Origin of the sequence: Streptomyces sp. NPDC005574, assembly GCF_040605435.1 — a bacterium.
Lineage (GTDB): Bacteria > Actinomycetota > Actinomycetes > Streptomycetales > Streptomycetaceae > Streptomyces.
On sequence record NZ_JBEXCW010000009.1, the window covers coordinates 1 to 26027 of the forward strand.

A 26027-nucleotide genomic window follows, 5' to 3' on the forward strand; every position below is an offset into this window, starting at 1 on the left:
GCGTACGGTCGCGCCGCCCTGCGTACGGTCGCGCCGCCCTGCGTACGGTCGCGCCGCCCTGCGTACGGTCGCGCCGCCCTGCGTACGGTCGCGCCGCCCTGCGTACGGCCGGTCCGCGCTGTGTACGGCCGCTCCGTGCTGCCCGGGGTCGCAGGGGGACGGGTGCGCCTGGTCGGCGGCCGGACGGCTGGGTCGGCGGGGCCGCGGGGTCAGCTGACCGTGGGGTCGGCCGGACGGCGGGGTCACCGGACCGTGAAGTCAGCCGTGACGGCCGGACGGCGGGGTCAGCCGGGTCGCCGGGTCGCGGCCCGGCCGCCGTCGCCGGGGCGGCCGGGGTGCCGGACAGGCCGAGGCGGCCGGAGGGGCCGCCGGACCCGGCCTCCCGGCCCCCTGGCCCCCCGACCCCACACCAGGTCTCGGGTCTCAGGTCTCGGGTCTCAGAGATCGAACTCGTGCGGCGGCAGGTCGAGCGAGAAGCACGCTTCGCGGACCACGGCCTGCTCGGTCTTGTCGAAGTCGCCGTCGGCGCCGCCGATGACGATGCCGATCTGGATGACGGCCCGCGCCTCGGCCGGCTTCTTCTTCGCCTTGGCGATCTCCTGGAGCACGCTCACCTTGCCGAAGGCGAAGTCGGCGGTCAGCTTGTTCAGGTTCTCGTCGAAGCGGCGCTGCAGGTCGGTGGCGTCGAAGTTCTTCAGCACCTCGTTGGTGGCGATGAGCTGGGCGACGCGCTGCCGCTCCGCGGGGTCGATGCTGCCGTCCGCCGCCGCGACCAGGGCGCACATCGCCATACTCGCGTCGCGGAAGGCGCCGCTCTTCAGGTCGTTCTTCTTCGCCACGAGCTGGGTCTGCATCGTCGACGCGGACTCCTTGACGCGGTCCCACAGGGCCATCTGTGCTCCAGGTGTGCGTAGTCGTGCCTCTGTCATCTACAGCACTGTGAAAACTCGCCCGGCCCGCGACGAGTTCCCCCAATGCGCCGGTCTTTTTTCGACAAAGGGCGACGGACCTGGGCAGAGCCCGGACAGAGGCCGGCGGTACAGTCGCGCACGGCAGCACCTGTCGCTGGAAGGAAGAGGGCGGTCATGCTCCGCAACGGACTGGAACCCTGGCACCTGCTGATCGTGGCGATCGTGGTCGTCGTGCTGTTCGGCTCGAAGAAGCTCCCGGACACCGCACGAGCGCTGGGCAGGTCCATGCGCATCCTCAAGAGCGAGGCGCAGGCCCTGAAGGCCGACAACGCCCCCACCCCGGCAGACCCCCCGGCATCGGCATAGCGGAACGGAGGCCCGCGGCGCGCCCGCTCGCCGCGCTCGGCCTCCCGCTGTGCCCAGACGGTGTGCACCGCTACGAACGGGCCTCCGCGATCTCCGGGCCCTTCGTGAGGTCCACTTCCGAACTCTTCGCGGCCTCCGCTCGCGCCGCCCGCTTGCGCTGCCGGCGTTCTCGGCGCGGTTCCTGGTCCGGGAGCCAGCCGAAGGTCAGGCAGCTGCCCACGGCTCCCAGGATCAGGCCGACGAAGAAGCCGCCCAGATTCGAGGTGAGCCAGCTGCCGAGGGTGACCAGGATCCCGGTGATGGAGTAGAAGAGGCGCTGGGTGGGGTTGAACAGGATGAGCAGCCCCAGCAGCACCATCACCGTGGGCAGGAGATAGCCGGACAGTGTCCGCGCGCTGCTGTGCAGGATGACGTCGAGCGACGCCTTCTCGGTGAGCAGGATCTCCGCTCCGCCCAGGGTGAGCAGCAGCCCGCCCCAGAACGGGCGGTTGGCCCGCCAGCGCCGGAAGCCGGCCCGGACCCCCTGCCCTGGCAGGCCCGCCATCAGCAGGCCTCGTCGCTGAAGCCGAGCTTCAGGCCGGGCAGCTTGAAGATCCCCGCGGTGGTGGCGTAGTTGGTCTGCCGCAGGTCGTCGATGTGCACGGTCCTGGCCTGCTGGCTGAAGACGCCGGGCTGACCCTTGGGCTTGGCCCTGTTCAGGGTGCTGGCGTCGTTGCCGATCTCGATGTCGTTGAACTCGGCGTTGCCCGTCAGCTGCGTCGAGTCGGTGGTGAGGTCGGTCGCGGTCACGGGGTGCCCCTTGGTCGCGCCGGCGCGGATGACCAGGTTGATGCCGCCCAGGTCGACGCTCTGGCACAGCTTGACGAGCGTCGCGTCCTTGATCGCGGAGGTCACCACCAGCACCTGGCCGCCGGTGTCACCCTCGTTGGGGCTGTCCTTGATCATGTTGTCGAGGTCGCCGTACTGTTCGAAGCCGGTGCCGTCCAGCGAGGTCGCGGTGACCGTGAAGGGCATACCGGAGATCGCGAACTGCACACCGAGCGCACCTTCGGCGGTGAAGATCGCGAGTGCGGCGGCGATCGCGGCGGCCGGCACGGCCATCACCGCGGCCCGCCGCAGTCTGACCTGCCCGCGCCTGCCGGTCTTCGCGGAGGTGTCGGGCACGGAACCGCTTTCGGGGTTCTCGGGTGTGCTGGCGGCGGACGAGGTGTCCGAGGACGAGGCCATGTGCTGCTCCCGTGGGCATAGTCAGTGCGGTTGGGCTTCAGTGGCACGTTGTCCTGGCGCGGACAGCGACTGGGGCCTACGTCTCCTCGCACCTCCCGGCGGTGCAAGGGCTTTCACGTACTCCGCAGTAGCCGACGAGGAAGTTACCGGGGGTTACACCCAAGGGTCAAGGGAGTTGTGGAAAATACGTGTCGGTTGTGCTTCGGGCGTGTGTCGCAGGCCCGCCGGAGGTGCCACGACGCATCAACTCCGTCCCGATCCCTTGACGCTGACTGACCCTCAGGTCTACAACTTGCCCTGGCCTTCCCCGGATCCGTGGCGCCGGATCCGTCACCGCGTGGCATCGTCCACGCGTCTCCCGGACTTCACGTCCAGTACGGGCACGTCCTCGCCCAGGCCGCATCCGGCAGGGGCGCCGCATCGCCCGGATCACATCCGGTACGGGCACGTCCCCGCCCGGACGGAAACCCTCACGGCACCCGCACGGCCGCTTCCCCCTTCGGCCGTGCCGGACCGCCCTCTCGCCCGGCCCGGCCGAACTCCCGCCCCCACGGGTCCTCGGCCGGTCACCGGACGCCTGCCGTTGCCGGCCCGTCGCGTACGGAGAAGGCGCCACGGGCCGGCAGCGGCGGACACCCCGCGTGTCCGTCACTCCCCCCGCACCACCCCACCCCCAAGAAAGAGGCACCCGCATGCGTACGCGAACCCTCCTCGCCCTCACCGGCGCTGTCGCGGCACTCACCCTCCCCGCCGTCGCCCCCGCGTCGGCGGCCGACAGCGCAGTCCTCACCACCGGCGGCCCCGGCGGTACGGCCGTCGCCGTCGGTGACGTCCTCACCGCGCCGCTCGCGACCGGCACGGCCGCCACCCTCTACTCCAGCGCGACCGGCACCAGCGGAATCTCCTGCACGTCCTCGCAGTTCACCGCCACCGTCACCGACAACCCAGCCGCGCCCGGCACGGCCACCGAGTCGCTCACCGCGCACACCTTCGCGAGCGGCAGCTGCACCAGCAACGTCCTCGGCGTCACCAGTGTCACCAGCATCACCGTCAACAACGTGCCGTACACGACCTCGGTGGCCTCCGACGGCACCGTCACGGTGACCCCGGCGAGCGGCTCCACCATCCAGACGACGGCCGTGCTGCGCACCCTGCTGGGCAGCATCACCTGCGTCTACCAGGCGCCCAGCCTCACCGGCACGGCGAGCAACACCGACAACAGCATCAACTTCGCCAACCAGCACTTCACCAAGACGTCCGGCTCGTCGCTGTGCTTCGCCAACGGCTACTTCACCGCGAAGTACGCCCCGGTGACCGACGGTACCGCGACGGTCACCGTCAACTGATCCTCGTAGAAGAGGAGTTCACCGCCGACGAAGACGAAGTGCCAGGGCGGCGCCACCGGTGAGGACGAGCACCGCGGTGGCGCCGCCCGCCAGCAGCGGGGCCGAGGGTCCGCTGGAGGCGGGGTCGGCGTCGGCGGCGACCGGCGTGCTTCCGGGGGCGGTGGCGTCCCCCGCCGGTGGGGTCGCGACGGCCCCCGCCGTCCGTTCGGTCCGCGCGGGGGCCGAACGGCTCCCGGTGGTGGGTGAAGCGCTCCTGCTCGTACGGTCCTTGCCGCCCGTCTGGGAGGCGGACGCGGCCGGAGCGGGCGAACTCTTCTTGCCGGCACCCGAGTTAGCGGACGCCGGGAACACCACGTCGGAGCACGAGTAGTAGGTGTCCGGCGTGCTGCTGTTCTGCCAGATCGTGTACAGCACCTGGTGGCCGGTCCGGTCGGCCGGCAGCTTCGCGCGGATGCGGTAGGCGCCGTCCGTCAGCGCGGGGTCCGTCACCTGTGCGAACGGCTGCTGAGGCAGGTCGGACCAGGCCAGCGGCTTCGTCGGGTCGTAGCCCGGCTTCGTGAGGTAGAGCCGGAACGTGCCGGTGTGGGCGATCGTCGAGGCGTACTTCATCGTCATGGTCGCGCCCGGCGTCAGCCGGGTCGTCGGCCAGTCGGAGCGGGCGAGGTCGAGGCCCTTGTAGGCGGCCAGTCCGCCGCTGCACAACTTCCCGTCCGGGATCGTCTGCCGGTCCCGGCCGCCGACGCCGGCGACGCGCAGGTTGTCCCAGGCCGTGAAGGGCGACCCGTTGGCGGCCACGGCGGCCCGGCACGCGGACGAACCGGACGCGGTCCCGCCGTCGGGGGAGCAGGCGAAGACCCGGCTGACCGGGTCGGTCGGCGCGCCGTGCGCCTGGGCCGGACCCGCCGCCCACAACAGGAGCGGAGCGAGGGCGGCGGCCGCCAGAGCGGTACGGTTTGCGGTCATCCGGGTCATCCGGAACGTCTCCTCGGCCGACGCGGGAACGGGCTGCTCCCCGGTAGTACGGCAATCGGCCCCGCCGCGTTCAGCACGAGCCGCCTGTCATGCGGCGGACGGCGGCGACTTGGCGCGCGCCACCAGCCGCACGGCGACGGACCGCGGAGACCTGACCCACCCGGCACGAGCGGCCCGTCACGCGGTGGCGGCCGGCGCAGACCCGGCGCCCCCGGCGCCACCCGCGGAGGCCCGGCGCCCCCGGCGTCAGACCGCGGTGACCTGAGCCGCCCGGCGTGAGCGGCCCGTCACACGGTGGCCGGCGAAGACCCGGGGCCCCGACGTCCGGTGGCCCCTTCACGCGGTGGCCGACAGCCGTCAGCCGACAGCCGGGACCCGGCGCGAGTCGCCCGTCCGCGGCGGTCGGGACCCGACGCGTCCGGCGAGCGGCTCGTCACGCGACGGCCGGCGGCGCAGACCCGGCTTGTTCGGCGCGAGCGCCCCGCCCAGCGGCGGTCGGCAGCCGAGTCCCTGCGCGCACGCGCCGGCAGGCCGGTCAACCCACGCCCCGCTTCCCTCACCCCCGAAACACCGGCACATGCTCGCGCACCCAATCCCGATAGCAGCGCGCCGGGTGGCCGAGGAGGTGGGCTGTGGTCGGGTCCACCCTGTTCTTCGCGCCCGCGCGTCCGCGGGCGGCGCTTTCCACGAGGGCGTCGGCCACCGGGGCCGGGAGCCGGGTGAGCAGGCGGCGGCGGGCCTCGTCCTCGGTGAGTTCGACGAACCGCAGCGGACGGCGCAGGACTTCGCCCAGGATCTCCGTCTGCCGTACCGCGCTCATCGCCTCGGGCCCGGTGAGCGCGTGCGCCCGCCCAGCGTGGGCGTCCGTCTCCAGCAGGGCCCGCGCCGCCACCTCGGCGATGTCCCGCGGGTCGACGGTGGCGTTGGTCGCGCTGCCGTTCTGCGCGCGCACCACGCCTTCCTCGCGGACCGAGCGGGCCCAGCCGAGCGTGTTGGTCATGAAGGCGCGCGGCCGCAGCAGTGTCCACAACAGCGCGGAACCACGCAGGAGTTGCTCGTTGTGCCGCTGCCAGGTGGTGATGAGGTCGGTCGCCCCGGGGTCGGTGACCGCGAGGGCCGACAGCTTCACCACGTGCCGTACACCCGCCGCCCGGGCGGCCGCCAGGAAGCGCTCGTCGTGGGCGGGCGCCAGCGGGTCGGAGGTGACCAGCAGGGCCGACCGCACGCCCTTCAGGGCCCGGTCCAGGCTCGACCGGTCGTCGAAGTCCCCGCCGGCCACCTCGTCCCGGGGGCCGGCCAGGGCGGCGGCGCGCCCCGGGTCCCGGGACAGCAGCCGCAGCGGGGCCACCCCCGACAGCCGTCGCGCCACCAGGCGCCCGACGGTTCCGGTCGCTCCGGTCAGCAGGATCACGGCCCGTATCCGGACAGTTCGACGCCGGCCAGGATCCGCGATCCCCGGTCCGGTCCGCTGTCCAGGCCGAGCAGCAGCCCCGGCACGGCGATGCTCGGCAGGATGTGGGACCACATGACCGAGATGCGGTGCCCGAGGTCCTGGCGCCCGGTCAGCGCCCGCGACATCTGCTGGATGCCGGCGAACGCGCCCACCAGCAGTTCCACCGTGTCCCTCGGCTGCACCGTGGGCAGCAACTCGCCCTGCTCCCGAGCCTGTTCCATCATGCCCACCAGGAGGTCCGCCCACTGCCGGTAGGGGCCCGTGTGATCGACGCCGGGCGGCGCGCACTGGTCCACGGTCAGCCGCACGCTGCCCTGGAGCAGCGAGTTGTCCAGCAGCCGGTGACCGAACGCGAACGTGATGTCGATGATCTCCTGGAGCCGGCACGGGTGCGGCGGCACGGCCCCGAACGGCAACTGCTCGTCGAGGACCGCCTGGGCGAGGGATTCCTTGGACGGGAAGTGGAAGTACAGCGCACCTTTGGTGACTTCGGCCCGCTCCAGGACCATCGAGATCGTGGTCGATGCGTAGCCGTGTTCGTCGAAGACCGCGCCCGCGGCCTCCAGAATCGCCTTGCGCGTCCGGATGGCGCGCTCTTGTCTCGCCATAAGAGCCCTTCCCATGTGCCGAATCGGCCATCACGGGTCTCATTGAAAACAAACCGTCCGCCTCGTACTCTAGCGCTCACCGGTGCGGCCACGTCGCCGTCCGTCATCGCTTTCGGGGGGTTCCGAGGGAGGAACATGCCTCAATTTCGGCAGCTTGCCGAGACCCCGAAGCCGTACGGTACCGACCGCGCGGCGCCACCGCCCGACCCCGCCGCCGACACGCGGGACGGCACCCACGGGCCGGCCGGTTCTGACGGCCCGCCGGAACCTCTCACGGCCACCGTGCCAAGGGAGTTCGTGCACCGCGCGGCTGTCGCCGAGACCCTACTCACCGGCTGGAGCGGCACCGGGGAGGACCGGTTCACGGTGTCCGCCCAGTGGCCGCGCGCCCACCAGCTGCACGTGTCGCCGGACCGCACGTCGTACGACCCGCTGCTCCTGGCGGAGACCGTCCGGCAGTGCGGCGCACTCCTCGCGCACACCGAGTACGGCGTCCCCCTCGGCCACCGCTTCGTGCTGCACGAACTGCGCCTGACCGCAAGCCCGGAGCGGCTGGCCGTCGGCCCGCTGCCCGCCGAACCCGTCGTCGGCGTCACCGTCACCGAGGTCCGGCGCCGCGGCGGCCGCCCGGCCGCGATGCGCTACGACGCGGACGTACGGCTGGACGGCGACCGCGTCGCCACCGGGTACGTCGACGTCTCGTGGACCGGTGAGAACGTCTACCGGCGGCTGCGCGGCGGCCGTACCCCCGACTCGGTCACCGCCCTCGCCGTGCCGCCCGGACTGTCGCCCGCCGCCGTGGGCCGGGCGGTGCCCGAGGACGTCGTGCTGGCCCCGACCCGCCGCCGCGACCGCTGGCAACTGCGCGTCGACACCGGCCATCCCGTCTTCTTCGACCATCCCCTCGACCATGTGCCCGGCATGCTCCTGCTGGAGGCGGCCCGCCAGGCGGCACAGGTGCGCCGCCTGGCCTCCCGGCCGCCGGTGGCCCTGCGCGCCGTCTTCTGCCGGTACGCCGAACTGGACCGCCCCGTCTGGATCCAGGCGACAGAAGAGGGCAACGAGCACATACAAGTGGTCGCGATCCAGGGAGAGTCGGCCGTTTTTGAATGCCGGGTCAGTACCGGGGGCCTGTGAGCTATCATGCACAGCGAGTAAGAAACAAACAGCATGACCCGTTCTTTTCGCCGCCAGAAGTGTTCCGTTCCGTCCCAGGAGTGTTCAGCCGATGGCGAGGCAGTTACGCGCCGAGCAGACCCGCGCGACGATCATCACGGCCGCCGCGGACCTCTTCGACCGGCACGGCTACGAGTCGACCAGTCTCAGCGACATCGTCGACCACGCACAGGTCACCAAGGGCGCCCTGTACTTCCACTTCGCGGCCAAGGAGGACCTGGCCCAGGCCATCATGGAACTGCAGGCCGGCACCTCGCGCCGGCTGACCAACGAGATGGACGCCAGGGGCTGTTCCTCGCTGGAGGCCCTGATGCGCATCACCTTCGGCATAGCGCGGCTGTCGGTCGAGGGGCCCATCCCGCGCGCCGGGCTCCGGCTGGCCACCGGCGGTGTCGAGGTACGCCCGCCGCTGCGGCACCCCTTCACCGAGTGGCTCGACATCGCCTCCCGCCGGCTCGTCGGCGCGGTCAAGGAGTCCGACCTCCACCCGGACACCGATGTCGACGCCGTCGCCCACTCCCTGATCTGCTTCTTCGTCGGCACCCGGGTGGTGAGCCGGTCCGTCGAACCCGTGCGGCGGCAGCCGCGCCGCCTCGCCGAGATGTGGCGGATCCTCATCCGGGGCCTGGTCCCGGTCCACCGGCGCGCCCGCTACCTGACACTCGCCACCCAGCTGGAGGGGGAGATCAGAACGGCCTGACGTGCGCGGTACGGTGACGCGCATGGCCGACACCCCGCCCGCGCCCGTGATCCTCGGCGACGAACCCGGCTCGTTCCCCCACAGCGTCCTCGCCGAGCGGCACCCCGCGATCATCCGGCAGGTCCGGGACGCCTTCCCGTACGGCCCCGAGCAGCACCGCGCGCTCGACGCGCTGCTCGACAGCTGCACCGGCGGCGTCATCGAACCCCTCCCCGACGACGCGCACGACCTCGGCCACTGGGCGCGGTGGGGACTGCCCGAGTACACCGGCCGGTCCTGGTTCGACGTCCCCTGGCTCTGGTCCGAGAGCTACTTCTACCGCCGTCTGCTCGACGCGGTGGGCTACTTCGGCCCCGGCACCTGGCAGGGTATCGACCCGTTCCGCCCGTTCAAACAGGCCGAGCTCGACGCCCCGGAGACGGACGAGGAACTCGCCGCACTCGACCGCCTCGCCGACCGGCCCGCCGAAGCAGGGCTGCGGGCGCTGCTGCTCGGCTCCCTGTGGGGCAACCGCGCCGACCTCGGCTTCCGGCTCTCCGGACCGCGGGACTCCCCGGCCGCCGCGCCCGGACTGGTGGCCGACGACAGCGAGGCGCTGTGGGCGCTGCTCACCGGGCCCGGCACCCTGTGCCTGATCGCCGACAACGCCGGCCGCGAACTCGTCCCCGACCTGCTCCTCGTCGCCCGGCTCCTCGACGAGGGCCGCGTCGAGCGGGCGGTCCTGCACGTCAAGCCGTACCCGTACTACGTCTCCGACGCCACCCCCGCCGACGTGGTCGACGCGGTCCGCCGGCTGACCGCGGCGAAGGGGGCCGCCGCCGCGTACGGCCGGTCACTCAGGTCCGCCATGGCCGACGGCCGGCTCGTGGTGCGCGCCCACCCCTTCTCCGCCGCCCCGCTGCCGTTCGCCGACCTGCCGGACGACCTCCGCGAGGAGTTCGCCGCGGCCACCCTGACGATCGTCAAGGGCGACCTCAACTACCGTCGCCTGGTGGGCGACCGGCTGTGGCCGCCGACCACACCGTTCGCCGACGTCACCGCCTCCTTCCCCGGCCCCGTCGCCGCCCTGCGCACCCTCAAGTCCGACGTGATCACCGGCCTCGACGCGCGCACCGAGGCCGCGCTCGTCGCCGCCGAGGAACAGCGCTGGCGGACCGGTGGCACCCACGCGCTGATCCAGGTCAGGGGAGAACGGGCCGCCGGGGGCGCAGGCGTACGCGCCGCCCGCTGATTCGCCGCCGATTCACGCGATGGTGTGATCATGTCCGGGCCCGCGGATGCCCCCACAGGGCCCTGGGTAGGGCCCGGCCATGACGCAGCAGCCCTTCGAACTCCCGCACTTCTACATGCCGTACGCGGCGCGACTGAACCCCCATCTCGACGAGGCCCGCGCCCACTCCGCCGAGTGGGCACGCGGGATGGGCATGCTGGAAGGCTCCGGGATCTGGGAGCGCTCCGACCTCGACGCGCACGACTACGGCCTGCTCTGCGCCTACACCCACCCCGACTGCGACGGCCCCGCCCTCTCGCTGATCACCGACTGGTACGTGTGGGTCTTCTTCTTCGACGACCACTTCCTGGAGATCTTCAAACGCACCCAGGACCGCGCCGGCGGCAAGGCCTACCTCGACCGGCTGCCCCTGTTCATGCCGCTGGACCTGTCGGCCCCCGTGCCCGAGCCGCAGAACCCGGTCGAGGCCGGACTCGCCGACCTGTGGGCGCGCACGGTGCCCTCGATGTCCGTCGACTGGCGCCGGCGCTTCGCCGTGGCCACCGAACACCTGCTCAACGAGTCGCTGTGGGAACTGTCCAACATCAACGAGGGGCGCGTCGCCAACCCCGTCGAGTACATCGAGATGCGCCGCAAGGTCGGCGGGGCGCCCTGGTCGGCGGGGCTCGTGGAGTACGCCACCGCCGAGGTGCCGGCGTCGGTCGCCGGGTCACGGCCGCTGCGGGTGCTGATGGAGACCTTCTCCGACGGCGTCCACCTGCGCAACGACCTGTTCTCCTACCAGCGGGAGGTCGAGGACGAGGGCGAGCTCAGCAACGGCGTGCTGGTCCTGGAGACCTTCTTCGGCTGCACCACCCAGGAGGCCGCCGAGACCGTCAACGACGTCCTCACCTCGCGCCTGCACCAGTTCGAGCACACCGCCCTCACCGAAGTCCCCGCGGTGGCCCTGGAGAACGGACTGGACCCCGCCGAGACCACCGCCGTCGCCCGGTACGTCCAGGGCCTGCAGGACTGGCAGTCGGGCGGCCACGAATGGCACCTGCGCTCCAGCCGCTACATGAACGCCCGCGCGGAGGTCACCGCGCCCTGGCAGCGCCTGACGGGCCCGGGCACCTCCGCCGCCGATGTCGGCGCGCTGCTCGCCTCGGCCGGCGCCGAGCGGCTGCGCTCCCACACGCACGTGCCGTACCAGAAGGTCGGCCCCTCCCTGCTGCCGGACTTCCTGATGCCGTTCACCCTGCGGCTCAGCCCGCACCTGGCCGGCGCCCGCGACCGCCTCACCGGCTGGACCCACCGGATGGGCATCCTGCACGAAGGCGTCTGGGACGAGGACCGGCTCGCCGCCGCCGACCTCCCGCTGTGCGCGGCCGGCATCGCCCCCGACGCCACCGCCGAAGCCCTCGACCTCGGCTCCCGATGGCTGGCCTGGGGGACGTACGGCGACGACTACTACCCCCTCGTCTTCGGCGGCCGCCGCGACCTGGCCGCCGCCCGCCTCGCCACCCGGCGCCTGTCGGACTGCATGCCCGTCGACGGCGAGGAGCCCCTCCTCCCGGCCAACGCGATGGAACGCGGACTGACCGACCTGTGGGCGCACACGACGGCGGGGATGACCTGTGACGACCGGCGCGTCCTCAAGGCCGCGGTGGACGTCATGACGGAGAGCTGGGTGTGGGAACTGTCCAACCAGCTCCAGCACCGCGTCCCCGACCCGGTCGACTACCTGGAGATGCGGCGCGCCACCTTCGGCGCGGACCTCACCATGAGTCTGTGCCGGATGGGCCACGGCCCCGCCGTCCCGCCGGAGGTGTACCGCAGCGGACCCGTCCGCTCACTGGAGAACGCCGCCGTCGACTACGCCTGCCTGCTCAACGACGTCTTCTCGTATCAGAAGGAGATCGAGTACGAGGGCGAGATCCACAACGCGATCCTGGTCGTGCAGAACTTCTTCGGCATCGACTACCCGAGCGCCCTCGGTGTCGTCCACGACCTGATGACCCAGCGCATGGAGCAGTTCCAGCACGTCGCCGCGCACGAACTGCCCATCGTCTACGACGACTTCGGGCTGTCGGACGAAGCGCGCGCGATCATGCGCGGCTATGTGGCCGACCTGGAGAACTGGATGGCCGGCATCCTGAACTGGCACCGGGCCGTCGACCGCTACAAACCCGGGTTCCTCGCCCGCCGCGCCCACGGCTTCCTGCCGGACCGGACACCGGCGCTCCCGGTGGGCTGACCGCACGGCGAGCGCCCCACGGCGCACAGCACGGCCGCCGTGGGGCGCTCGCCGTGCGGCGGTGCTCCGTCTCCGGCCCGGTCCCCGCCGCGGGCGCGGACAGTCTCACTCGTTCGTGGATCGTCGCAGGGCGGTGGGCCGGGTAGGGCTTCTGCCGGAGGTGATCCATGGAACAGACCGCGTTGCGGCCCAAGCCCATGCCAGGTCGGGAGTGCGGTGGCGACACCCCGCCCGACCCCGTCCGGCGCCCGCATGCCGCGCGCCGGCGTGGCCGCCGGCTCACCACCCTGCTCCTCGGCTGCCTCGCGGCGACCGTGCTGGTGCTGTCCGGGGTCGGGCTCGGGACGATGGGCGCCACGGTGATCGGCATGAGCAGGCTCGCGGAGGCACAGCGGCAGGCCGACAGGCCCACGGCCGCCGCCCGCCGGGACGTTCCGGCACCGGCCGCCCCGGCGCCCTCGCCGGCCCCCGCGCGGGTCAGCCTCGGCGTGGAGGCCGTGGACGCCGGGAGACCGGGGGCCATGGTGGTCGGCGTGCACGTGCCCGGGCCCGGCTTCTCGGCGGGACTGGTCCGGGGTGACGTCCTGCTGACCTTCGGCGGGACCCGTATCGACTCGGCCGACGACCTGGCCCGGGCGGTGGCCGGGGCACACCCCGGGACCGCCGTCACGCTCACGGTCCGCCGCAGCGGCGGCGGCTACCAGAGGCTCACGGCCACCCCGGGCGTGGTGACGTGAGCGGCCTGCGAGCCCCTCGGCGGACGGAGCGGACGGTCCGCGGCGGCGAACCGGCTCGCGCGGCGACTTCCGTGCGGGCAGGATGCTGCCCGTAGTCCCTTCACCCGCCCAGGGAGACCCGGATGACCGCCAGTACGACCGCGCCGTTCACCGCCGACGACCACCGGGCCCGGATGGAGCGCGCCGCGCGGACCGCCGCCGGGGCCGGGCTGGCCGGGCTCCTGGTGGCGCCGGGACCCGACCTGGTCTGGCTCACCGGCTACGCCCCGACCGCGACCACGGAACGGCTCACCCTGCTGGTCCTCGTCCCCGGACAGGACCCCGTCCTCGTGGTCCCCACCCTGGAGGCCCCGGACGCCGCGAAGGCCGTCGGCGCCCCCGCCCTGACCCTGCGCGACTGGACCGACGGCAAGGACCCCTACGCGGCCACCGCCGACCTCCTGCGCGGCGCGGGCGGCCCGGACGTCTCCTTCGGGATCAGCGACAACGCATGGTCCCTGCACCTGCTGGCCCTCCAGAAGGCGCTGCCCACCGCCGCCTACGCGTCCCTCACCGAGGCGCTGCCGATGCTGCGCGCGGTCAAGGACGCGACGGAACTGGACCTGCTCGCCGCCGCGGGCGCCGCCGCCGACGCGGCCTTCGAGGAGATCCGCTCGGTGGCCTTCGGCGGGCGCCGGGAGTCCGAGGTCGCCGCCGACCTCGCCGCCCTGCTGCGCCGGTTCGGGCACTCCCAGGTCGACTTCACCATCGTCGCCTCCGGGCCGAACGGCGCCAACCCGCACCACGAGGCCGGCGACCGCGTCATCGAACGCGGGGACATGGTCGTCCTCGACTTCGGCGGCCTCAAGGACGGCTACGGCTCCGACACCTCCCGCACGGTCCACGTCGGGGAACCCACCGACGAGGAGCGCAGGGTGCACGACCTGGTGCGGGAGGCGCAGGAGGCGGGCTTCGCCGCCGTCCGGCCCGGGGTCGCCTGCCAGGAGGTCGACCGGGCCGCCCGCGCGGTCATCACCGGCGCCGGATACGGCGAGTACTTCATCCACCGCACCGGCCACGGCATCGGCGTCACCACGCACGAGCCGCCGTACATGATCGAGGGCGAGGAACAGCCCCTCGTCCCCGGGATGTGTTTCTCCGTCGAGCCCGGCGTCTATCTGCCCGGCCGGTTCGGGGTACGCATCGAGGACATCGTCACGGTCACAGAGAGCGGCGGCCGGCGCCTCAACGACACCACACGCGAGCTGGTCACAGTGGACTGACCGGGCCCCCGCACCCCCATCCCCGAAGACGACGGCGCGACCATGACCCAGGCACCGACACCCACCGCGGACACCGTCCGCCGGCTGGTCCGCTCCCTGCTCGACGACGGCGCGGACACCCCGGCCGGCCCGAACGGCGGGAGCGCCACGGACCGCGGCGGACCCCAGGTCCGGCCGGTCACCGAGGACGGGGAGCACCACACGTGGTGGGTCGGCGCCCACCACGTCCTGCGGCTCGCCCCCGACCGGGAGGCCGCCGTCCGCCGGCGGCGCGAACTGCGGCTGCGCGAACTCGTCCGCCCGCACCTGCCGCTCGCGGTGCCCACCAGCGTGGCGCACGGCGAGTGGGCGCCCGGCCTGACCTTCACCCTGGACACCAGGCTGCCGGGCGGTACGGCCGAGGACCACGACGTGTCCGCCGTCGGCGAGGCCGATCTGGCGGGGCTGCTCACGGGACTGCGCGAGGTGCCCGCGCGGCAGGCCGAGACGCTGGGCCTGCCGCGGTCCGCGCCGCGCTCCCTCGAGGCGCTGCGCCTGAGCGCCGGACGCGCCGCCGAACGCCTCGCCCGCGCCGACGAGTTCGACCCCGCCGGCCTGCAGCAACTCACGTCCGCGGCGGCGGTCCAGCTGGCCGCCCAGCCCGGCGGCCAGGTCCTCGTGCACCGCGGCCTCACCGGCGAACACCTCGTGGTCGCCGCCGACGGCCGGGTGCGGGGCGTCCTCGACTGGAGCGCCGCCGCCCTCGGCGATCCCGCCGAGGACATCGCCGGACTCGCGGTCGCCGTCGGCTCGCCCGCCGCCGTCCGCGCCGCCACCCTCGCCGGCTACGGCGCCCGGCCCTGTCTGCGTGGCCTGTGGCTCGCCCGGTGCGACGCCGTCGTCCGCCTCGCCGAACAGGTCGGCCGCGGCGCCGGCGGCCCGACGCCCCTGCTGCGCACCCGGCTGCGGCGCGCCTGGGAGGCCATCCTGCTGGAACGCGTGACGGAACTGCGGGACGACCCGGACGGCTCCTAGCGCCGGAGCGAACCTCGCCTGCCGTGGCGCCGGGGACCGTCGGATCCGGCCGGGCACGGTGATGGGCGGCCCGCGCTCACGTCTGGAGCAGGACCACGGCCGACTCCCCGGGCACGTGCAGCACCCCGTCCGCGCCCGGCGTCCGTACGGGTTCCCACGCGGCCAGCACCCGCGCCCGGCGCGGGCCCAGCGGGATCGCCGCCGGCTTCCCGGCGAGGTTCACCGCCACGCGCACGTCACCGCGCCGGAAGGCGAGCCAGCGTTCCTGCTCGTCGTAGGCCACCTTGATGTCGGCGAGGTCGGGGTCGGTCAGGTCGGCCTGCTCGTGGCGGAGCGCGGCGAGGCGGCGGTACCAGGCCAGCACGCGCGCGTGGGGTTCGCGTTCGGGTTCGGACCAGTCGAGGCAGGAGCGGTCCCGGGTGGCCGGGTCCTGCGGGTCGGGCACGTCCTCCTCGGCCCAGCCGTGCGAGGTGAACTCCCGCCGCCTGCCCTGCCGTACGGCCTCGGCGAGTTCGGGGTCGGTGTGGTCGGTGAAGAACTGCCAGGGCGTGCCGGCCGCCCACTCCTCGCCCATGAACAGCATCGGCGTGAACGGCGAGGTCAGCGTCAGCGTCGCCGCGCAGGCCAGCAGCCCGGGGGACAGCGAGGCCGAAAGACGGTCGCCCTGGGCCCGGTTGCCGACCTGGTCGTGGGTCTGGCTGTAGCCGGTGATCCGGTGTGCGGCCACCCGCGTGCGGTCCAGGGGCCGCCCGTGGTGCCTGCCCCGGAAGCTCGAGTAGGTGCCGTCGTGGAAGTAGCCGCCGGTCAGCGTCTTGGCGACGGCCGCGAGGGGAGCGCGCGCGAAGTCTGCGTAGTAGCCCTGGGACTCACCGGTCAGCGCGGTGTGCAGGGCGTGGTGGAAGTCGTCGTTCCACTGCCCGTGCAGCCCGAGGCCGCCCTCCTGGCGGGGGGTGATGAGCCGGGGGTCGTTGAGGTCGGACTCGGCGATCAGGAAGTGCGGCCGCCCCTGGTCGGCGGCGAGCGCGTCCACGGCCGTCGACAGCTCCTCCAGGAAGTGGCACGCGCGGGTGTCGGCGAGCGCGTGCACCGCGTCCAGGCGCAGTCCGTCGATCCGGTAGTCGCGCAGCCAGGCCAGCGCGCTGCCCAGCAGGTACGCGCGGACCTCGTCCGAGCCGGGTGCGTCCAGGTTGACGGCCGAGCCCCACGGTGTGTGGTGCGTGTCGGTGAAGTAGGGGCCGAACGCGGGCAGGTAGTTGCCCGAGGGGCCCAGGTGGTTGTGCACCACGTCCAGGACCACGCCGAGGCCGAGTTCGTGGGCCCGGTCGACGAAGCGTTTCAGCGCCTGCGGACCGCCGTACGGCTCGTGCACCGCCCACAGCGACACGCCCTCGTACCCCCAGCCGTGCCGTCCGGGGAACGGGCACAGGGGCATCAACTCGACGTGGGTGACGCCCAGTTCGACGAGGTGTCCGAGGCGGTCGGCGGCCGCGTCCAGGGTGCCCTCGCGCGTGTAGGTGCCCACGTGCAGCTCGTAGAGGACGGCGCCCGGCAGCGGTCGTCCGGGCCACTCGGCACGCCACGCGTAGGTGCCGTGGTCGACGACCGCGCTCAGCCCGTCGGGGCCGTCCGGCTGCCGGGGCGAGCGGGGATCGGGCAGCACCGGGCCGTCGTCCAGCGCGAAGCCGTACCGCGTGCCGTCCCGCGCGTCGGCGTCCCCCCTCCACCATCCGGCCCTCTCGGGATCGCGTTCCATCACACGCGTGGCACCCTCGCAATGGAGCGTCACACGGCCGGCCTGCGGTGCCCACACCTCGAACTGCACGGACGGTTCCCCTTCGTCTGCTCACTGTGGAGTAGCACGTCCATGGTGCGTCAAACGCGATCAATGCGCTTTTGGAACACCCCTTTTACGGCAGGTGTCGCCGGGTTTCGCGAGGGATGCCGTCGGGCACGCGCGCGGGGCGGCCGTTGTCCGGTTTTCTGGACACGCGCGGTCCGCTGCCCGACAATCGCGAACGTGACGTCGTCTTTCGAGTTCAACACGTACCCCGCGCGGCTGTCCGACGCGGAGCGCGACAGGGCGCTTCAGGTGCTGCGTGACGGCGTCGCCATGGGTCGTCTCTCGCACGACACCTTCGTGCACCGGATGGAACTGGCGCTGACCGCCCGCCGACCGGACGAGCTGGCGGTGCTCACCGCCGACCTGCCCACCGAGAGCCGGGTCTCGCGCCTGGTCTTCGGCACCGTCGAGAAGGTCTCCGGCTTCACGATACGGCTGCGCAGGGCCTGGCAGGCGGAGCGGCTCCCCAAGCTGCTGCTGCCGCACCCCGGCGACAGCCGGTCGCTGCGCATCGGCCGTGACCCCGCCAGCGGCCTGCGGCTGACCCACGAGACGGTCTCCCGGGTGCACGCCGAACTGCGCCGCCAGGGCGGTATGTGGGTGCTGCGGGACCTCGGCTCCACCAACGGCACGACGGTCAACGGGCGGCGGGTCATCGGCGCGGCCGTGGTCCGCGAGGGCGACCAGGTCGGCTTCGGCCGGATGTCCTTCCGGCTCGCCGCCGACTGAGCCCAACCTCACCTCTGGCCTGGGCTTACTGGGCGTCTTCGGTCGGGCGACGGACCAAAACCCTTTCCGTTCGCCGGTGTTGACGTACTCGTCAACTCGTGACTGACTGTGCCTACACCATGCACACCAGGTGAATCGACGGCACCGCATTGTGGAGGTGTGCCCTGCCGCCCCTCCTCCGCTACCCGGCCGTCGACGAACTCGCGGCCCAGGCGGCCGCACTCGTGGCCCGCCACCCCCGGGAGGCCCGGCTGCGCCGCATCGGCACCTCCCGCGCGGGCTCGCCCCTGCTGATGCTGTCCGTCGGCCACGGCAGCCGGCAGGCCCTCGTGGTCGCCGGACCGCACGCCAACGAACCCGTCGGCGGCGCCACCGTCCTGCGTCTGGCCGAGCGGGCCCTGGCCGACCCCCGTCTCACCGAGGGCTCCGACGCCACCTGGAACCTGCTGCTGTGCCTGGACCCGGACGGGCTGCGCCGCAACGAGAACTGGCTGCACGGGCCGTACACCCTGGGCAACTACTTCCGGAACTTCTTCCGCCCCGGCTTCCTGGAACAGCCCGAGTGGCTGCCCGAGGGCGCGGACCGCGCCGGGCTCCCGGAGACCCGGGCCCTGCTCGACGTCCAGGACGACCTGCGGCCCTTCTTCCAGTGCTCCCTGCACGGCGTCGACGTCGGCGGCGGCTTCGTCGAACTCACCCGCGACCTGCCCGGCCTCGCGCAGCGCGTGGCGCACAGCGCGGCCCGCCTCGGCATCCCCCGCGAACTCGGCCCCTACGACACCCTGTACTGGCCGAGCCTGGGACCGGCCGTCTACCGGATCCCGCCCCCGCGCGTGAGCGACCTGGCCGCGGCCATCACCGAGGCCGCCGTCGAGTCCACCTGGTTCCATCCGCACCGGCACGGCACCGTCACCGCGATCGTCGAGGCGCCCATGTGGGGCGTGGCCGCCGTGGAGGACGCCACCCTCCCCGCCGACCGGGCCGCCGTCCTGCGCACCGTCAGCCACACCCTGCGCCGCGACGCGGGCCACCTGGAGCGGCTCCTCGCCCGGATCAGACCGCACGTCCTGGCCGTGCCGGACGCGGCCCGGCTGCTCGCACCGGTCGACGACTATTTACTGGTCTGCCCGGGTCTCGCCGACACCTGGGACCCCGACGTCGCCGACGGCGCCCGCCCGCTGCCACCGCTGAGCACCGGCCACCTGGCCGCGCTGCGCATCGCCGGACGGCGACTGGCCCTGCGCACGGCCGGGCTGCTGCACCAGCTCGTCAGCCGCGCCGGCACCGACCCGGCCGGCGCGCTGCCGGAGCTGGACCGGCTCGTCGAGGAGTGGTGCGCCGACTACCGCGACGGCTGCGGGGCGCGCTGGATCCCGGTCGCCCGCCAGGTGGAGTACCAGTCGCGGGTGGTGCTCGCCGCGTTCGAGCTCGCCGGCCGGTACGCGTCCGCTGGCTTCCGTTCGGGTGAGCCGGGGTGGGGTTCCGGCGCCACCGTGCCGATGCATCGGGAATGACGGCTTCCTCCACGACACGCACCCTCCCGGCGAAGACGGTCCGCGGCGCCCTGCTGGCCGCGGCCGCACTCCTCCTCGCGGCCCCGGCTCCGGCCCTGGCGGCGACGGCCGGGGACGCCCTCCCGGGCAACTGGCTCTACCTCACGGTCACCAAGGGCGACGCCCTCTCCAGCGACAGCCGCGGCACGCTGCTGATGTGCGACCCGCCCCAGGGCCACTCCCGCGCGGCCGAGGCCTGCGCACAGCTGGCGGCCACCGACGGCGACATCCGCGCGCTCCCGGCCCGGGACACCTTCTGCCCGATGATCTACGCGCCGGTGACCACCCACGCGCGCGGCCAGTGGAACGGACGGCCGGTCGAGTACACGCAGACGTTCTCCAGCGCGTGCGTGCTGGCGGCGCGGACCGGGGCGGTGTTCGCTCTCGACGGCTGACGGCTGACGGCTGACGGCTGACGGCTGACGGCTGACGGCTGACGGCAGGCCGGGTGGCCGGGTGGCCGGGTGGCCTGAGCCGTTCGGCGGGTAAGGGCGCCGCACCCCTGTCGGGATCGGGCGTCGCGTCCGCGGGGCTCAGGCCGCCCGGTCGTGCGCGTGCAGGGCCGCCGCGACGACCGTGCGGGACTGGTGTTCCGTCTGGTGTTCCAGAGGGACCCAGCGGGCCTGGAAGCGTTCCGCGAAGGCGTCGCTCCAGGTGGCCACCAGCCGTTCCAGCCGCGGCGCCGCCGGGTCGCCGGTCTCGTGCAGGACCCGTAGCAGCATGGCCGCCGCGCGCAGCGGAAGCCGGCGGGCGAACGCGTCGACGCTGCCGACGTACGCCCTCGTCCGGTCGGCGGGCGGCAGAGCGGTCCAGTCCGAGGCGAGCCCCGGCGCCAGCGCCAGGCCCCACCGCGCCGCCCGCAGCAGCGGGCCGTCGACACCCTCCAGCCGGGGGAGCACCTCGGCGAGCACCTGTTCCACCTGGGTCGTGTCCCGCAGCAGCCGGCCCGCCAGCCACCGCAGCGCGGCAGCGGGCGCCGGGTGCGGGGCCGGGTCGTCCACCAGGTCGCTCGCCCACATCGGCACCTCGACGACCGCGGTCAGACCGCCGTACCGGTGGACGTGGTGCCAGGTGCTGTGCCGCGCGTCGTCCGGCATGCTCGGGTACGCCACCCCCGCGCCGGGAGCCGGCATCACGTGCACCCCTGGCCCGGTGGCCGGCCAGCCCGCGGCGTCCGAGGCGCCCGTCTCCACCGGGATGCGCAGCTCGGCCGCCGACTTGGCGAACGGCTCGGCGAGCCCGGGGACGTCCTTCGTCAGCTGCACCCAGCTGCCTCCCAGGTCGGTCCCGTGCAGGGTGACCTGGAGGTAGGGCCGCAGCTCGTCGATGACCTGGGTGAGGGTGCGGGTCTCGGGCGGCAGCCGGTCGGGCGGCAGCACCGACGGCGACCACTCGGGCTGCTCGGGCCCCGCCGGCCGGAAGAACCCGCGGTGGTAGTCGAGCAGGCTGCGGGGCGCCGGGGTGACGTGCAGGCTCGCGCCGTCGGGATCCGCGCACAACAGGAAGTGCCAGGACCTGTCGGTACGCAGCTCCCGCTGGAGCAGGACCCGTTCGGCGACGGCGAGGAGGGTGGAGCCGCCGGCCGGTTCGTTGGCGTGGGCGCCCGCCACCACCAGGACGGCACGCCGGGCGTGGCCCAGGGACAGCAGGTGCAGGGGTCTGCCCGCCCGGGAGGTGCCCACCTGTCGCAGGCTGCAGACGCCCGGCCGGTGAGCGGTCAACGCCCGCGCGGACGAGATCATTTCGGTCACGGTGGGGTAGCGCAGCTCCGGCAGGAGACTCACCCCCGTCATGTCCGCCCGGCCTCGCAATCCGCAGTACCCCACGGTCCGGGTGGCCTGTCAAGGACACCGCGGGGGAGGCGCCAGGGGGCGCCCGGAAGCGCGGCCGCCGGCGGGGCGGCCCCCCGCGTCACCACCGGGCGGCGGAGCCCGCCGCCCGCCGGGGCGCGGCCCCCGGCGGCCTGTCCGCCGGAGCCCGCGCCCCATGACCGTCACCTGATCTTCGGCCTCAGTCGGTCCCCGCGTCCCCCACGCGTTCCAGCAACGCCACCGGGAGGTGGTCGAAGAGGTCGGCCGCCCGTACCCGGCCGGTGAACGCGCGGGCCGGGTCCGGGGCCAGCGTGTCGGTCCAGCGTCCCGGGGGCAGGGTGAGCGTGGTGTCGCGCCAGCCGCCCGCCTCCGCCAGGCGCAGCGACAGCCGGGTCACCGCGGTGACCACCTCCCCGGAGCGGGCGAACGCCAGGCAGTGCGCCGCCGCCGGTCCCTCGGCGGTGAGCGGTGTGTAGGTCGCCGAGTCACCGAAGACATCGGGCCGCCGCGCGCGCAGCGCCAGCGCGGCCCGGGTCACCGCGCCCTTGTCGCCGGGTTCGTCCGACGGGGGGAACCCCACCGGCCGCCGGTTGTCGGGGTCGACCAGCGCCAGGTACTCGCCCTCGGTGCCCTGGTAGAGGTCCGGCACGCCGGGCATCGTCAGATGGACCAGGGCCGTCCCCAGCACGTTCGCCCGGACGGCGGGTTCGAGGTCCCGGCGCAGGGCGGCGACGTGCTCCCCGGGCGCTCCGCACGGCCCCGCCGCGACGAAGGCCGCCACCGCCTCCTCGTACGCGGGCTCCTGCTCGGTCCAGCTCGTGTACAGCCCGGCCTCGCGCACATGCTTCAGCAGGGCCTCCCGCACCCGGTCGGGCTCCGCCGGGCCCAGCCCGAACACCGTCTGCCAGGCCGCCCACGCCAGCTGGGCGTCGGGGACGCCTTCGCCGGTGTGCGTCACCTCGGTCAGTACGTCCGCCCAGCGCCGCGGGGACTCGGTGAGCACCGCCAGCGCGGCCCTGACGTCGGCGCTGCGCTTGGTGTCGTGCGTCGACACGACGGTGCCGGTGGCGGGCCAGTCGCGCTGCACGCGCGCGCAGTAGGCGTGGAAGTCCTCCGGGGAGACGCCGGGGCTGCCCGGGTCCCCGCCCACCTCCGTCGCCGCCAGCAGCGGCACATAGCGGTAGAACGCCGTGTCCTCGACGGACTTCGCGCGCAGCGCCGAGGACGTCTGCGCGAACCGCGTCCGGAACTCCACGTGCTCGGGCCCGTCGCCGGCCCTCCCCAGCACCAGGTCCCGTACGACGTCGACGGCGCTGGCCTCCTCGGGCACCGTGAACGCGAGCCGGGCCTCGGCCGCCGCCTCCTCGGTGACGACACGGGCCGGGTCACCGGACTCGTAGGGCCGGTAGACCTCCATCCGGACCAGGAGTTCCTGGAGCGCGGTGCGCAGCGCCCAGGGTGCCCGGTCGCGCAGCGCGGGGTCGGGCGAGGTGGCGCACAGCCGGCCGGTCAGCCGGGTCAGCCGGTCGATCTCGGCGGCGAGCTCGTGCGTGAGGACCTTGTACGCGGCCCGCCGTACCGTCGCCGCCCAGTCACCGCCGCGGTCGGTCTGCGGGGCCGCGAACCGCCGGTACTGCCCGAGGAGCTCGCCGGCCCCGGCGCGGTCGGTGAAGAGGCCGTCGACGTGGCGCAGGGCGTCGTAGCCCGTGGTGCCCGCGACCGGCCAGGAGGCGGGCAGATCCTCCCCGTCGGCGAGGATCTTCTCCACGACCGTCCAGCGGCCGCCGCTCGCCTCGTGCAGCCGGCGCAGATACGTGTCGGGGTCCGCGAGGCCGTCGGGGTGGTCGACGCGCAGTCCGTCGATCACGCCCTCGTGCAGCAGGGTAAGGATCTTGGCGTGGGTGGCCTCGAACACCTCGGGGTCCTCCACCCGCACCCCGATCAGCTCGGAGATGCTGAAGAACCGCCGGTAGTTCAGTTCGGTGCGGGCCAGCCGCCACCACGCCGGGCGGTACCACTGGGCGTCCAGGAGCTGCGGCAGCGGCAGGTCCGCGGTGCCCTCGCGCAGCGGGAACACGTGGTCGTGGTAGCGCAGGAGGTCGCCGTCGACCCGCAGGGCGCCGATCTCCTGGCCGAGCGGGCCGCCGAGCACCGGCAGCAGCACCTGGCCGCCCTGCGCCTCCCAGTCGATGTCGAACCAGCGCGCGTACGGCGATTTGGGGCCCTCGCGCAGCAGACCCCACAGGGCGCGGTTGTGGCGCGGGGACATCGCCATGTGGTTCGGCACGATGTCCACCACCAGGCCGAGGCCGTGCTCCCGGGCCGTCCGGGACAGCGCGCGCAGTCCTTCCTCACCCCCGAGCTCCTCGCGTACGCGCGCGTGGTCCACGACGTCGTAGCCGTGCGCCGAGCCCGGGACCGCCTCCAGGACGGGGGACAGGTGCAGGTGCGAGACGCCGAGCGAGGCCAGGTACGGCACGGCCGCCGCCGCGGCGGCGAACGGGAACTCGGGCTGCAGCTGGAGCCGGTAGGTGGCCGTGGGCGCGCCGCCGCCCCCGGCCACCGGGTCAGGTCGCTCAGATGTCATGCAGACCTACGTACCCGCCCCGCCGCCTTTCGTGTCACCGCGTCCGGAATCCGTGCCCGCGAGGGTCTCCGTCCGTTCCGCGTGATCCGGCCCGGGCCCCCGCGAGAGGGCCCGGGCCGGGCGGCCTACACCGGCCGCTGCAGCACCACCATGCTGCGTTCCACCAGCGTCAGCCGGTCCCCGGCATCCACCTTCCGGCCCTCGTCCGCGGGCACCCCGTCGGTCGAGGCGGTGTCGACGACGACCTGCCACTGGCGGCCGTGGTTGACGGGCACCACGAACTCCAGCGGCTCGGGCGAGGCGTTGAACATCAGCAGGAACGAGTCGTCGGTGATGCGTTCCCCGCGCGCGCCGGGCTCCGAGATCGCGTTCCCGTTCAGGAACACCGACAGCGCCGAGGCCTGCGTCGAGTCCCAGTCGCTCTGGGCCATCTCCTTGCCCTCCGGGGTGAACCAGGCGATGTCCGACAGCTCGTCGTGGGTGCCCTCCACGGGTCGTCCGTGGAAGAAGCGGCGGCGGCGGAAGACCGGGTGGTCCCGGCGCAGCCGCACGATCGCCCGGGTGAAGTCGAGCAGCTCGCTTCCCGGCTCGTCGGCGTCCGGCCACTGCACCCAGGCCAGCTCGCTGTCCTGGCAGTAGGCGTTGTTGTTGCCGTGCTGGGTGCGCGCGACCTCGTCGCCGTGGCTGATCATCGGCACGCCCTGGGACAGCATCAGCGTGGCGATGAAGTTGCGCATCTGCCGGGCCCGCAGTTCCAGCACGGTGGGGTCGTCGGTCTCGCCCTCGGCCCCGCTGTTCCAGGACCGGTTGTGGCTCTCGCCGTCCCGGTTGTCCTCGCCGTTGGCCTCGTTGTGCTTGTCGTTGTAGGAGACGAGGTCGTGCAGGGTGAAGCCGTCGTGGCAGGTCACGAAGTTGATCGAGGCCAGCGGACGGCGGCCGTCGTCCTGGTACAGGTCGGAGGAGCCGGTCAGCCGGGAGGCGAACTCGGCGAGTGCCCGCGGCTCACCGCGCCACAGGTCCCGCACGGTGTCGCGGTACTTGCCGTTCCACTCGGTCCACAGCGGCGGGAAGTTGCCCACCTGGTAGCCGCCCTCGCCGACGTCCCACGGTTCGGCGATCAGCTTCACCTGGGAAACGATCGGGTCCTGCTGCACCAGGTCGAAGAACGACGACAGCCGGTCGACCTCGTGGAACTGCCGGGCGAGTGTCGCCGCGAGGTCGAAGCGGAAGCCGTCGACGTGCATCTCGGTGACCCAGTACCGCAGCGAGTCCATGATCAGCTGGAGGACGTGCGGGGACCGCATGAGCAGGGAGTTCCCGGTGCCCGTGGTGTCCATGTAGTAGCGCGGGTCGTCGGTGAGCCGGTAGTACTGCGGGTTGTCGAGGCCCTTGAAGGACAGGGTCGGGCCCAGGTGGTTGCCCTCGGCGGTGTGGTTGTAGACCACGTCGAGGATGACCTCGATGCCGGCCTCGTGCAGCGCCCGGACGGCCGACTTGAACTCCAGGACCTGCTGGCCGCGGTCGCCCCAGGAGGCGTACGCGTTGTGCGGGGCGAAGAAACCGATGGTGTTGTAGCCCCAGTAGTTGTTGAGGCCCATGTCCACCAGCCGGTGGTCGTTCACGAACTGGTGTACGGGCATCAGCTCCAGTGCCGTGACACCCAGCTCGGTCAGGTGTTCGATGATCGCCGGGTGGGCGAGCGCCGCGTACGTGCCGCGCAGCTCCTCCGGCAGGCCGGGGTGACGCATGGTGAGGCCCTTGACGTGGGCCTCGTAGATCACCGTGTGGTGGTACTCCGTGCGCGGTCGCCGGTCGTCGCCCCAGTCGAAGTAGGGGTTGACCACGACCGAGGTCATCATGTGCGGCGCGGAGTCGAGATCGTTGCGCTCCTCGGGGGCGTCGAAGTGGTAGCCGTAGACCTCCTCGCCCCACTGGACGGACCCGCTGATCGCCCGCGCGTACGGGTCGAGCAGCAGTTTCGCCGGGTTGCAGCGCAGACCGCGCTCGGGGGCGAAGGGGCCGTGCGCGCGGAACCCGTACCGCTGTCCCGGCATGACGCCGGGCAGGTAGGCGTGCCGCACGAAGGCGTCGCTCTCGCGCAGCTCCACCGCCGTCTCCGAGCCGTCGTCGTGCAACAGACACAGCTCTACTCGGTCCGCGGCCTCGGTGAAGACCGCGAAATTGGTGCCGGCGCCGTCGTACGTGGCACCGAGTGGATATGCCTCTCCAGGCCAGACCTGCATGTATTGGACTCTTTCAGCTGTAGCG

General features: G+C 73.3%; 22 protein-coding genes. 12 read left to right on the top strand and 10 right to left on the bottom strand.

The window, feature by feature from the left end; translation table 11 throughout:
- Positions 1–437: 437 nt before the first annotated feature.
- Complete coding sequence (locus tag ABZT03_RS09015) at positions 438–893, bottom strand: TerB family tellurite resistance protein (RefSeq protein WP_356035959.1); 456 nt, start codon at positions 891–893, stop codon at positions 438–440.
- 192 nt (positions 894–1085) lie between these two features.
- On the opposite strand from ABZT03_RS09015, the gene tatA reads away from it, so the two are divergent.
- A complete protein-coding gene (gene tatA, locus ABZT03_RS09020) occupies positions 1086–1277 on the top strand; it encodes a Sec-independent protein translocase subunit TatA (protein WP_356035599.1) in 192 nt (63 codons plus the stop codon).
- Between the two features lie 70 nt (positions 1278–1347).
- Here the strand turns inward: tatA and ABZT03_RS09025 are convergent, their stop codons facing one another.
- Together ABZT03_RS09025 and ABZT03_RS09030 are read right to left on the bottom strand one after the other, a co-directional pair.
- Positions 1348–1821 (bottom strand): DUF6114 domain-containing protein, encoded by a 474-nt coding sequence (locus tag ABZT03_RS09025; protein ID WP_356035602.1) that lies wholly within the window; start codon positions 1819–1821, stop codon positions 1348–1350.
- Entirely contained in the window at positions 1821–2504 is a 684-nt protein-coding gene (locus tag ABZT03_RS09030) for a DUF6230 family protein (RefSeq protein ID WP_356035605.1), read from the bottom strand. The genes ABZT03_RS09025 and ABZT03_RS09030 overlap by 1 nt, the downstream gene beginning before the upstream one ends.
- Positions 2505–3196: 692 nt before the next feature.
- Between ABZT03_RS09030 and ABZT03_RS09035 the strand changes: the two genes are divergently transcribed.
- Complete coding sequence (locus ABZT03_RS09035) at positions 3197–3850, top strand: Tat pathway signal sequence domain protein (protein ID WP_356035609.1); 654 nt, start codon at positions 3197–3199, stop codon at positions 3848–3850.
- Between the two features lie 18 nt (positions 3851–3868).
- On the opposite strand, the gene ABZT03_RS09040 is transcribed toward ABZT03_RS09035, so the two are convergent.
- The 3 genes from ABZT03_RS09040 to ABZT03_RS09050 all read right to left on the bottom strand — a co-directional run bounded on the left by ABZT03_RS09040 (position 3869) and on the right by ABZT03_RS09050 (position 6883).
- On the bottom strand, positions 3869–4822 hold the full coding sequence (locus ABZT03_RS09040) for a lytic polysaccharide monooxygenase (protein ID WP_356035612.1): 954 nt from the start codon (positions 4820–4822) through the stop codon (positions 3869–3871).
- Positions 4823–5378: 556 nt separating this feature from the next.
- A complete protein-coding gene (locus tag ABZT03_RS09045; RefSeq protein ID WP_356035615.1) occupies positions 5379–6233 on the bottom strand; it encodes an NAD(P)H-binding protein in 855 nt (284 codons plus the stop codon).
- Positions 6230–6883, bottom strand: a complete 654-nt coding sequence (locus tag ABZT03_RS09050) for a ScbR family autoregulator-binding transcription factor (protein WP_356035619.1) — start codon at positions 6881–6883, stop codon at positions 6230–6232. Before ABZT03_RS09050 ends, ABZT03_RS09045 begins: the two co-directional genes overlap by 4 nt.
- Before the next feature lie 282 nt (positions 6884–7165).
- Between ABZT03_RS09050 and ABZT03_RS09055 the strand changes: the two genes are divergently transcribed.
- From ABZT03_RS09055 to ABZT03_RS09085, 7 genes are all read left to right on the top strand, one after another.
- Positions 7166–8020, top strand: a complete 855-nt coding sequence (locus ABZT03_RS09055; protein ID WP_356035962.1) for a ScbA/BarX family gamma-butyrolactone biosynthesis protein — start codon at positions 7166–7168, stop codon at positions 8018–8020.
- 91 nt (positions 8021–8111) lie between these two features.
- Positions 8112–8759, top strand: coding sequence for a ScbR family autoregulator-binding transcription factor (locus tag ABZT03_RS09060; RefSeq protein ID WP_356035622.1), 648 nt, complete (start codon positions 8112–8114; stop codon positions 8757–8759).
- Positions 8760–8781: 22 nt separating this feature from the next.
- Positions 8782–9990 (top strand): damage-control phosphatase ARMT1 family protein, encoded by a 1209-nt coding sequence (locus tag ABZT03_RS09065; RefSeq protein ID WP_356035625.1) that lies wholly within the window; start codon positions 8782–8784, stop codon positions 9988–9990.
- A 79-nt stretch (positions 9991–10069) separates the two neighbouring features.
- Positions 10070–12226 carry a germacradienol/geosmin synthase Cyc2 gene (gene cyc2 / locus ABZT03_RS09070; protein WP_356035628.1) on the top strand — a complete coding sequence of 719 codons (2157 nt, stop codon included), beginning with the start codon at positions 10070–10072 and terminating at the stop codon, positions 12224–12226.
- 167 nt (positions 12227–12393) lie between these two features.
- Positions 12394–12963 carry a PDZ domain-containing protein gene (locus ABZT03_RS09075; RefSeq protein WP_356035631.1) on the top strand — a complete coding sequence of 190 codons (570 nt, stop codon included), beginning with the start codon at positions 12394–12396 and terminating at the stop codon, positions 12961–12963.
- A gap of 122 nt (positions 12964–13085) precedes the next feature.
- Positions 13086–14225: an aminopeptidase P family protein gene (locus ABZT03_RS09080; RefSeq protein WP_356035634.1), complete on the top strand. Its 1140-nt coding sequence runs from the start codon at positions 13086–13088 to the stop codon at positions 14223–14225.
- Between the two features lie 42 nt (positions 14226–14267).
- Positions 14268–15239 (top strand): aminoglycoside phosphotransferase family protein, encoded by a 972-nt coding sequence (locus ABZT03_RS09085; RefSeq protein ID WP_356035636.1) that lies wholly within the window; start codon positions 14268–14270, stop codon positions 15237–15239.
- Between the two features lie 76 nt (positions 15240–15315).
- Here ABZT03_RS09085 and treZ read toward each other — a convergent pair whose 3' ends face one another.
- Complete coding sequence (treZ, locus tag ABZT03_RS09090) at positions 15316–17061, bottom strand: malto-oligosyltrehalose trehalohydrolase (RefSeq protein ID WP_356035638.1); 1746 nt, start codon at positions 17059–17061, stop codon at positions 15316–15318.
- Between the two features lie 195 nt (positions 17062–17256).
- Between treZ and ABZT03_RS09095 the strand changes: the two genes are divergently transcribed.
- From ABZT03_RS09095 to ABZT03_RS09105, 3 genes are all read left to right on the top strand, one after another.
- Positions 17257–17808, top strand: a complete 552-nt coding sequence (locus tag ABZT03_RS09095; RefSeq protein ID WP_356035640.1) for a DUF1707 and FHA domain-containing protein — start codon at positions 17257–17259, stop codon at positions 17806–17808.
- Positions 17809–17957: 149 nt separating this feature from the next.
- Positions 17958–19322 (top strand): M14 family zinc carboxypeptidase, encoded by a 1365-nt coding sequence (locus ABZT03_RS09100; protein WP_356035642.1) that lies wholly within the window; start codon positions 17958–17960, stop codon positions 19320–19322.
- On the top strand, positions 19319–19756 hold the full coding sequence (locus ABZT03_RS09105) for an SSI family serine proteinase inhibitor (protein WP_356035644.1): 438 nt from the start codon (positions 19319–19321) through the stop codon (positions 19754–19756). The genes ABZT03_RS09100 and ABZT03_RS09105 overlap by 4 nt, the downstream gene beginning before the upstream one ends.
- 138 nt (positions 19757–19894) lie before the next feature.
- Here ABZT03_RS09105 and ABZT03_RS09110 read toward each other — a convergent pair whose 3' ends face one another.
- The 3 genes from ABZT03_RS09110 to glgX form a co-directional block, all read right to left on the bottom strand.
- Entirely contained in the window at positions 19895–21145 is a 1251-nt protein-coding gene (locus ABZT03_RS09110; protein ID WP_356035964.1) for a M14 family zinc carboxypeptidase, read from the bottom strand.
- Between the two features lie 226 nt (positions 21146–21371).
- Positions 21372–23759: a malto-oligosyltrehalose synthase gene (gene treY, locus ABZT03_RS09115; RefSeq protein WP_356035646.1), complete on the bottom strand. Its 2388-nt coding sequence runs from the start codon at positions 23757–23759 to the stop codon at positions 21372–21374.
- Positions 23760–23884: 125 nt separating this feature from the next.
- On the bottom strand, positions 23885–26002 hold the full coding sequence (glgX, locus tag ABZT03_RS09120) for a glycogen debranching protein GlgX (protein WP_356035648.1): 2118 nt from the start codon (positions 26000–26002) through the stop codon (positions 23885–23887).
- Positions 26003–26027: the final 25 nt, after the last annotated feature.

Coding starts and splice junctions, on each gene's coding strand:
- ABZT03_RS09015 (WP_356035959.1), bottom strand. CDS start 893: ATGGCCCTGTGGGACCGCGTCAAGGAGTCCGCGTCGACGATGCAGACC.
- tatA (WP_356035599.1), top strand. CDS start 1,086: ATGCTCCGCAACGGACTGGAACCCTGGCACCTGCTGATCGTGGCGATC.
- ABZT03_RS09025 (WP_356035602.1), bottom strand. CDS start 1,821: ATGGCGGGCCTGCCAGGGCAGGGGGTCCGGGCCGGCTTCCGGCGCTGG.
- ABZT03_RS09030 (WP_356035605.1), bottom strand. CDS start 2,504: ATGGCCTCGTCCTCGGACACCTCGTCCGCCGCCAGCACACCCGAGAAC.
- ABZT03_RS09035 (WP_356035609.1), top strand. CDS start 3,197: ATGCGTACGCGAACCCTCCTCGCCCTCACCGGCGCTGTCGCGGCACTC.
- ABZT03_RS09040 (WP_356035612.1), bottom strand. CDS start 4,822: ATGACCCGGATGACCGCAAACCGTACCGCTCTGGCGGCCGCCGCCCTC.
- ABZT03_RS09050 (WP_356035619.1), bottom strand. CDS start 6,883: ATGGCGAGACAAGAGCGCGCCATCCGGACGCGCAAGGCGATTCTGGAG.
- ABZT03_RS09060 (WP_356035622.1), top strand. CDS start 8,112: ATGGCGAGGCAGTTACGCGCCGAGCAGACCCGCGCGACGATCATCACG.
- ABZT03_RS09065 (WP_356035625.1), top strand. CDS start 8,782: ATGGCCGACACCCCGCCCGCGCCCGTGATCCTCGGCGACGAACCCGGC.
- cyc2 (WP_356035628.1), top strand. CDS start 10,070: ATGACGCAGCAGCCCTTCGAACTCCCGCACTTCTACATGCCGTACGCG.
- ABZT03_RS09075 (WP_356035631.1), top strand. CDS start 12,394: ATGGAACAGACCGCGTTGCGGCCCAAGCCCATGCCAGGTCGGGAGTGC.
- ABZT03_RS09080 (WP_356035634.1), top strand. CDS start 13,086: ATGACCGCCAGTACGACCGCGCCGTTCACCGCCGACGACCACCGGGCC.
- ABZT03_RS09085 (WP_356035636.1), top strand. CDS start 14,268: ATGACCCAGGCACCGACACCCACCGCGGACACCGTCCGCCGGCTGGTC.
- ABZT03_RS09105 (WP_356035644.1), top strand. CDS start 19,319: ATGACGGCTTCCTCCACGACACGCACCCTCCCGGCGAAGACGGTCCGC.
- treY (WP_356035646.1), bottom strand. CDS start 23,759: ATGACATCTGAGCGACCTGACCCGGTGGCCGGGGGCGGCGGCGCGCCC.
- glgX (WP_356035648.1), bottom strand. CDS start 26,002: ATGCAGGTCTGGCCTGGAGAGGCATATCCACTCGGTGCCACGTACGAC.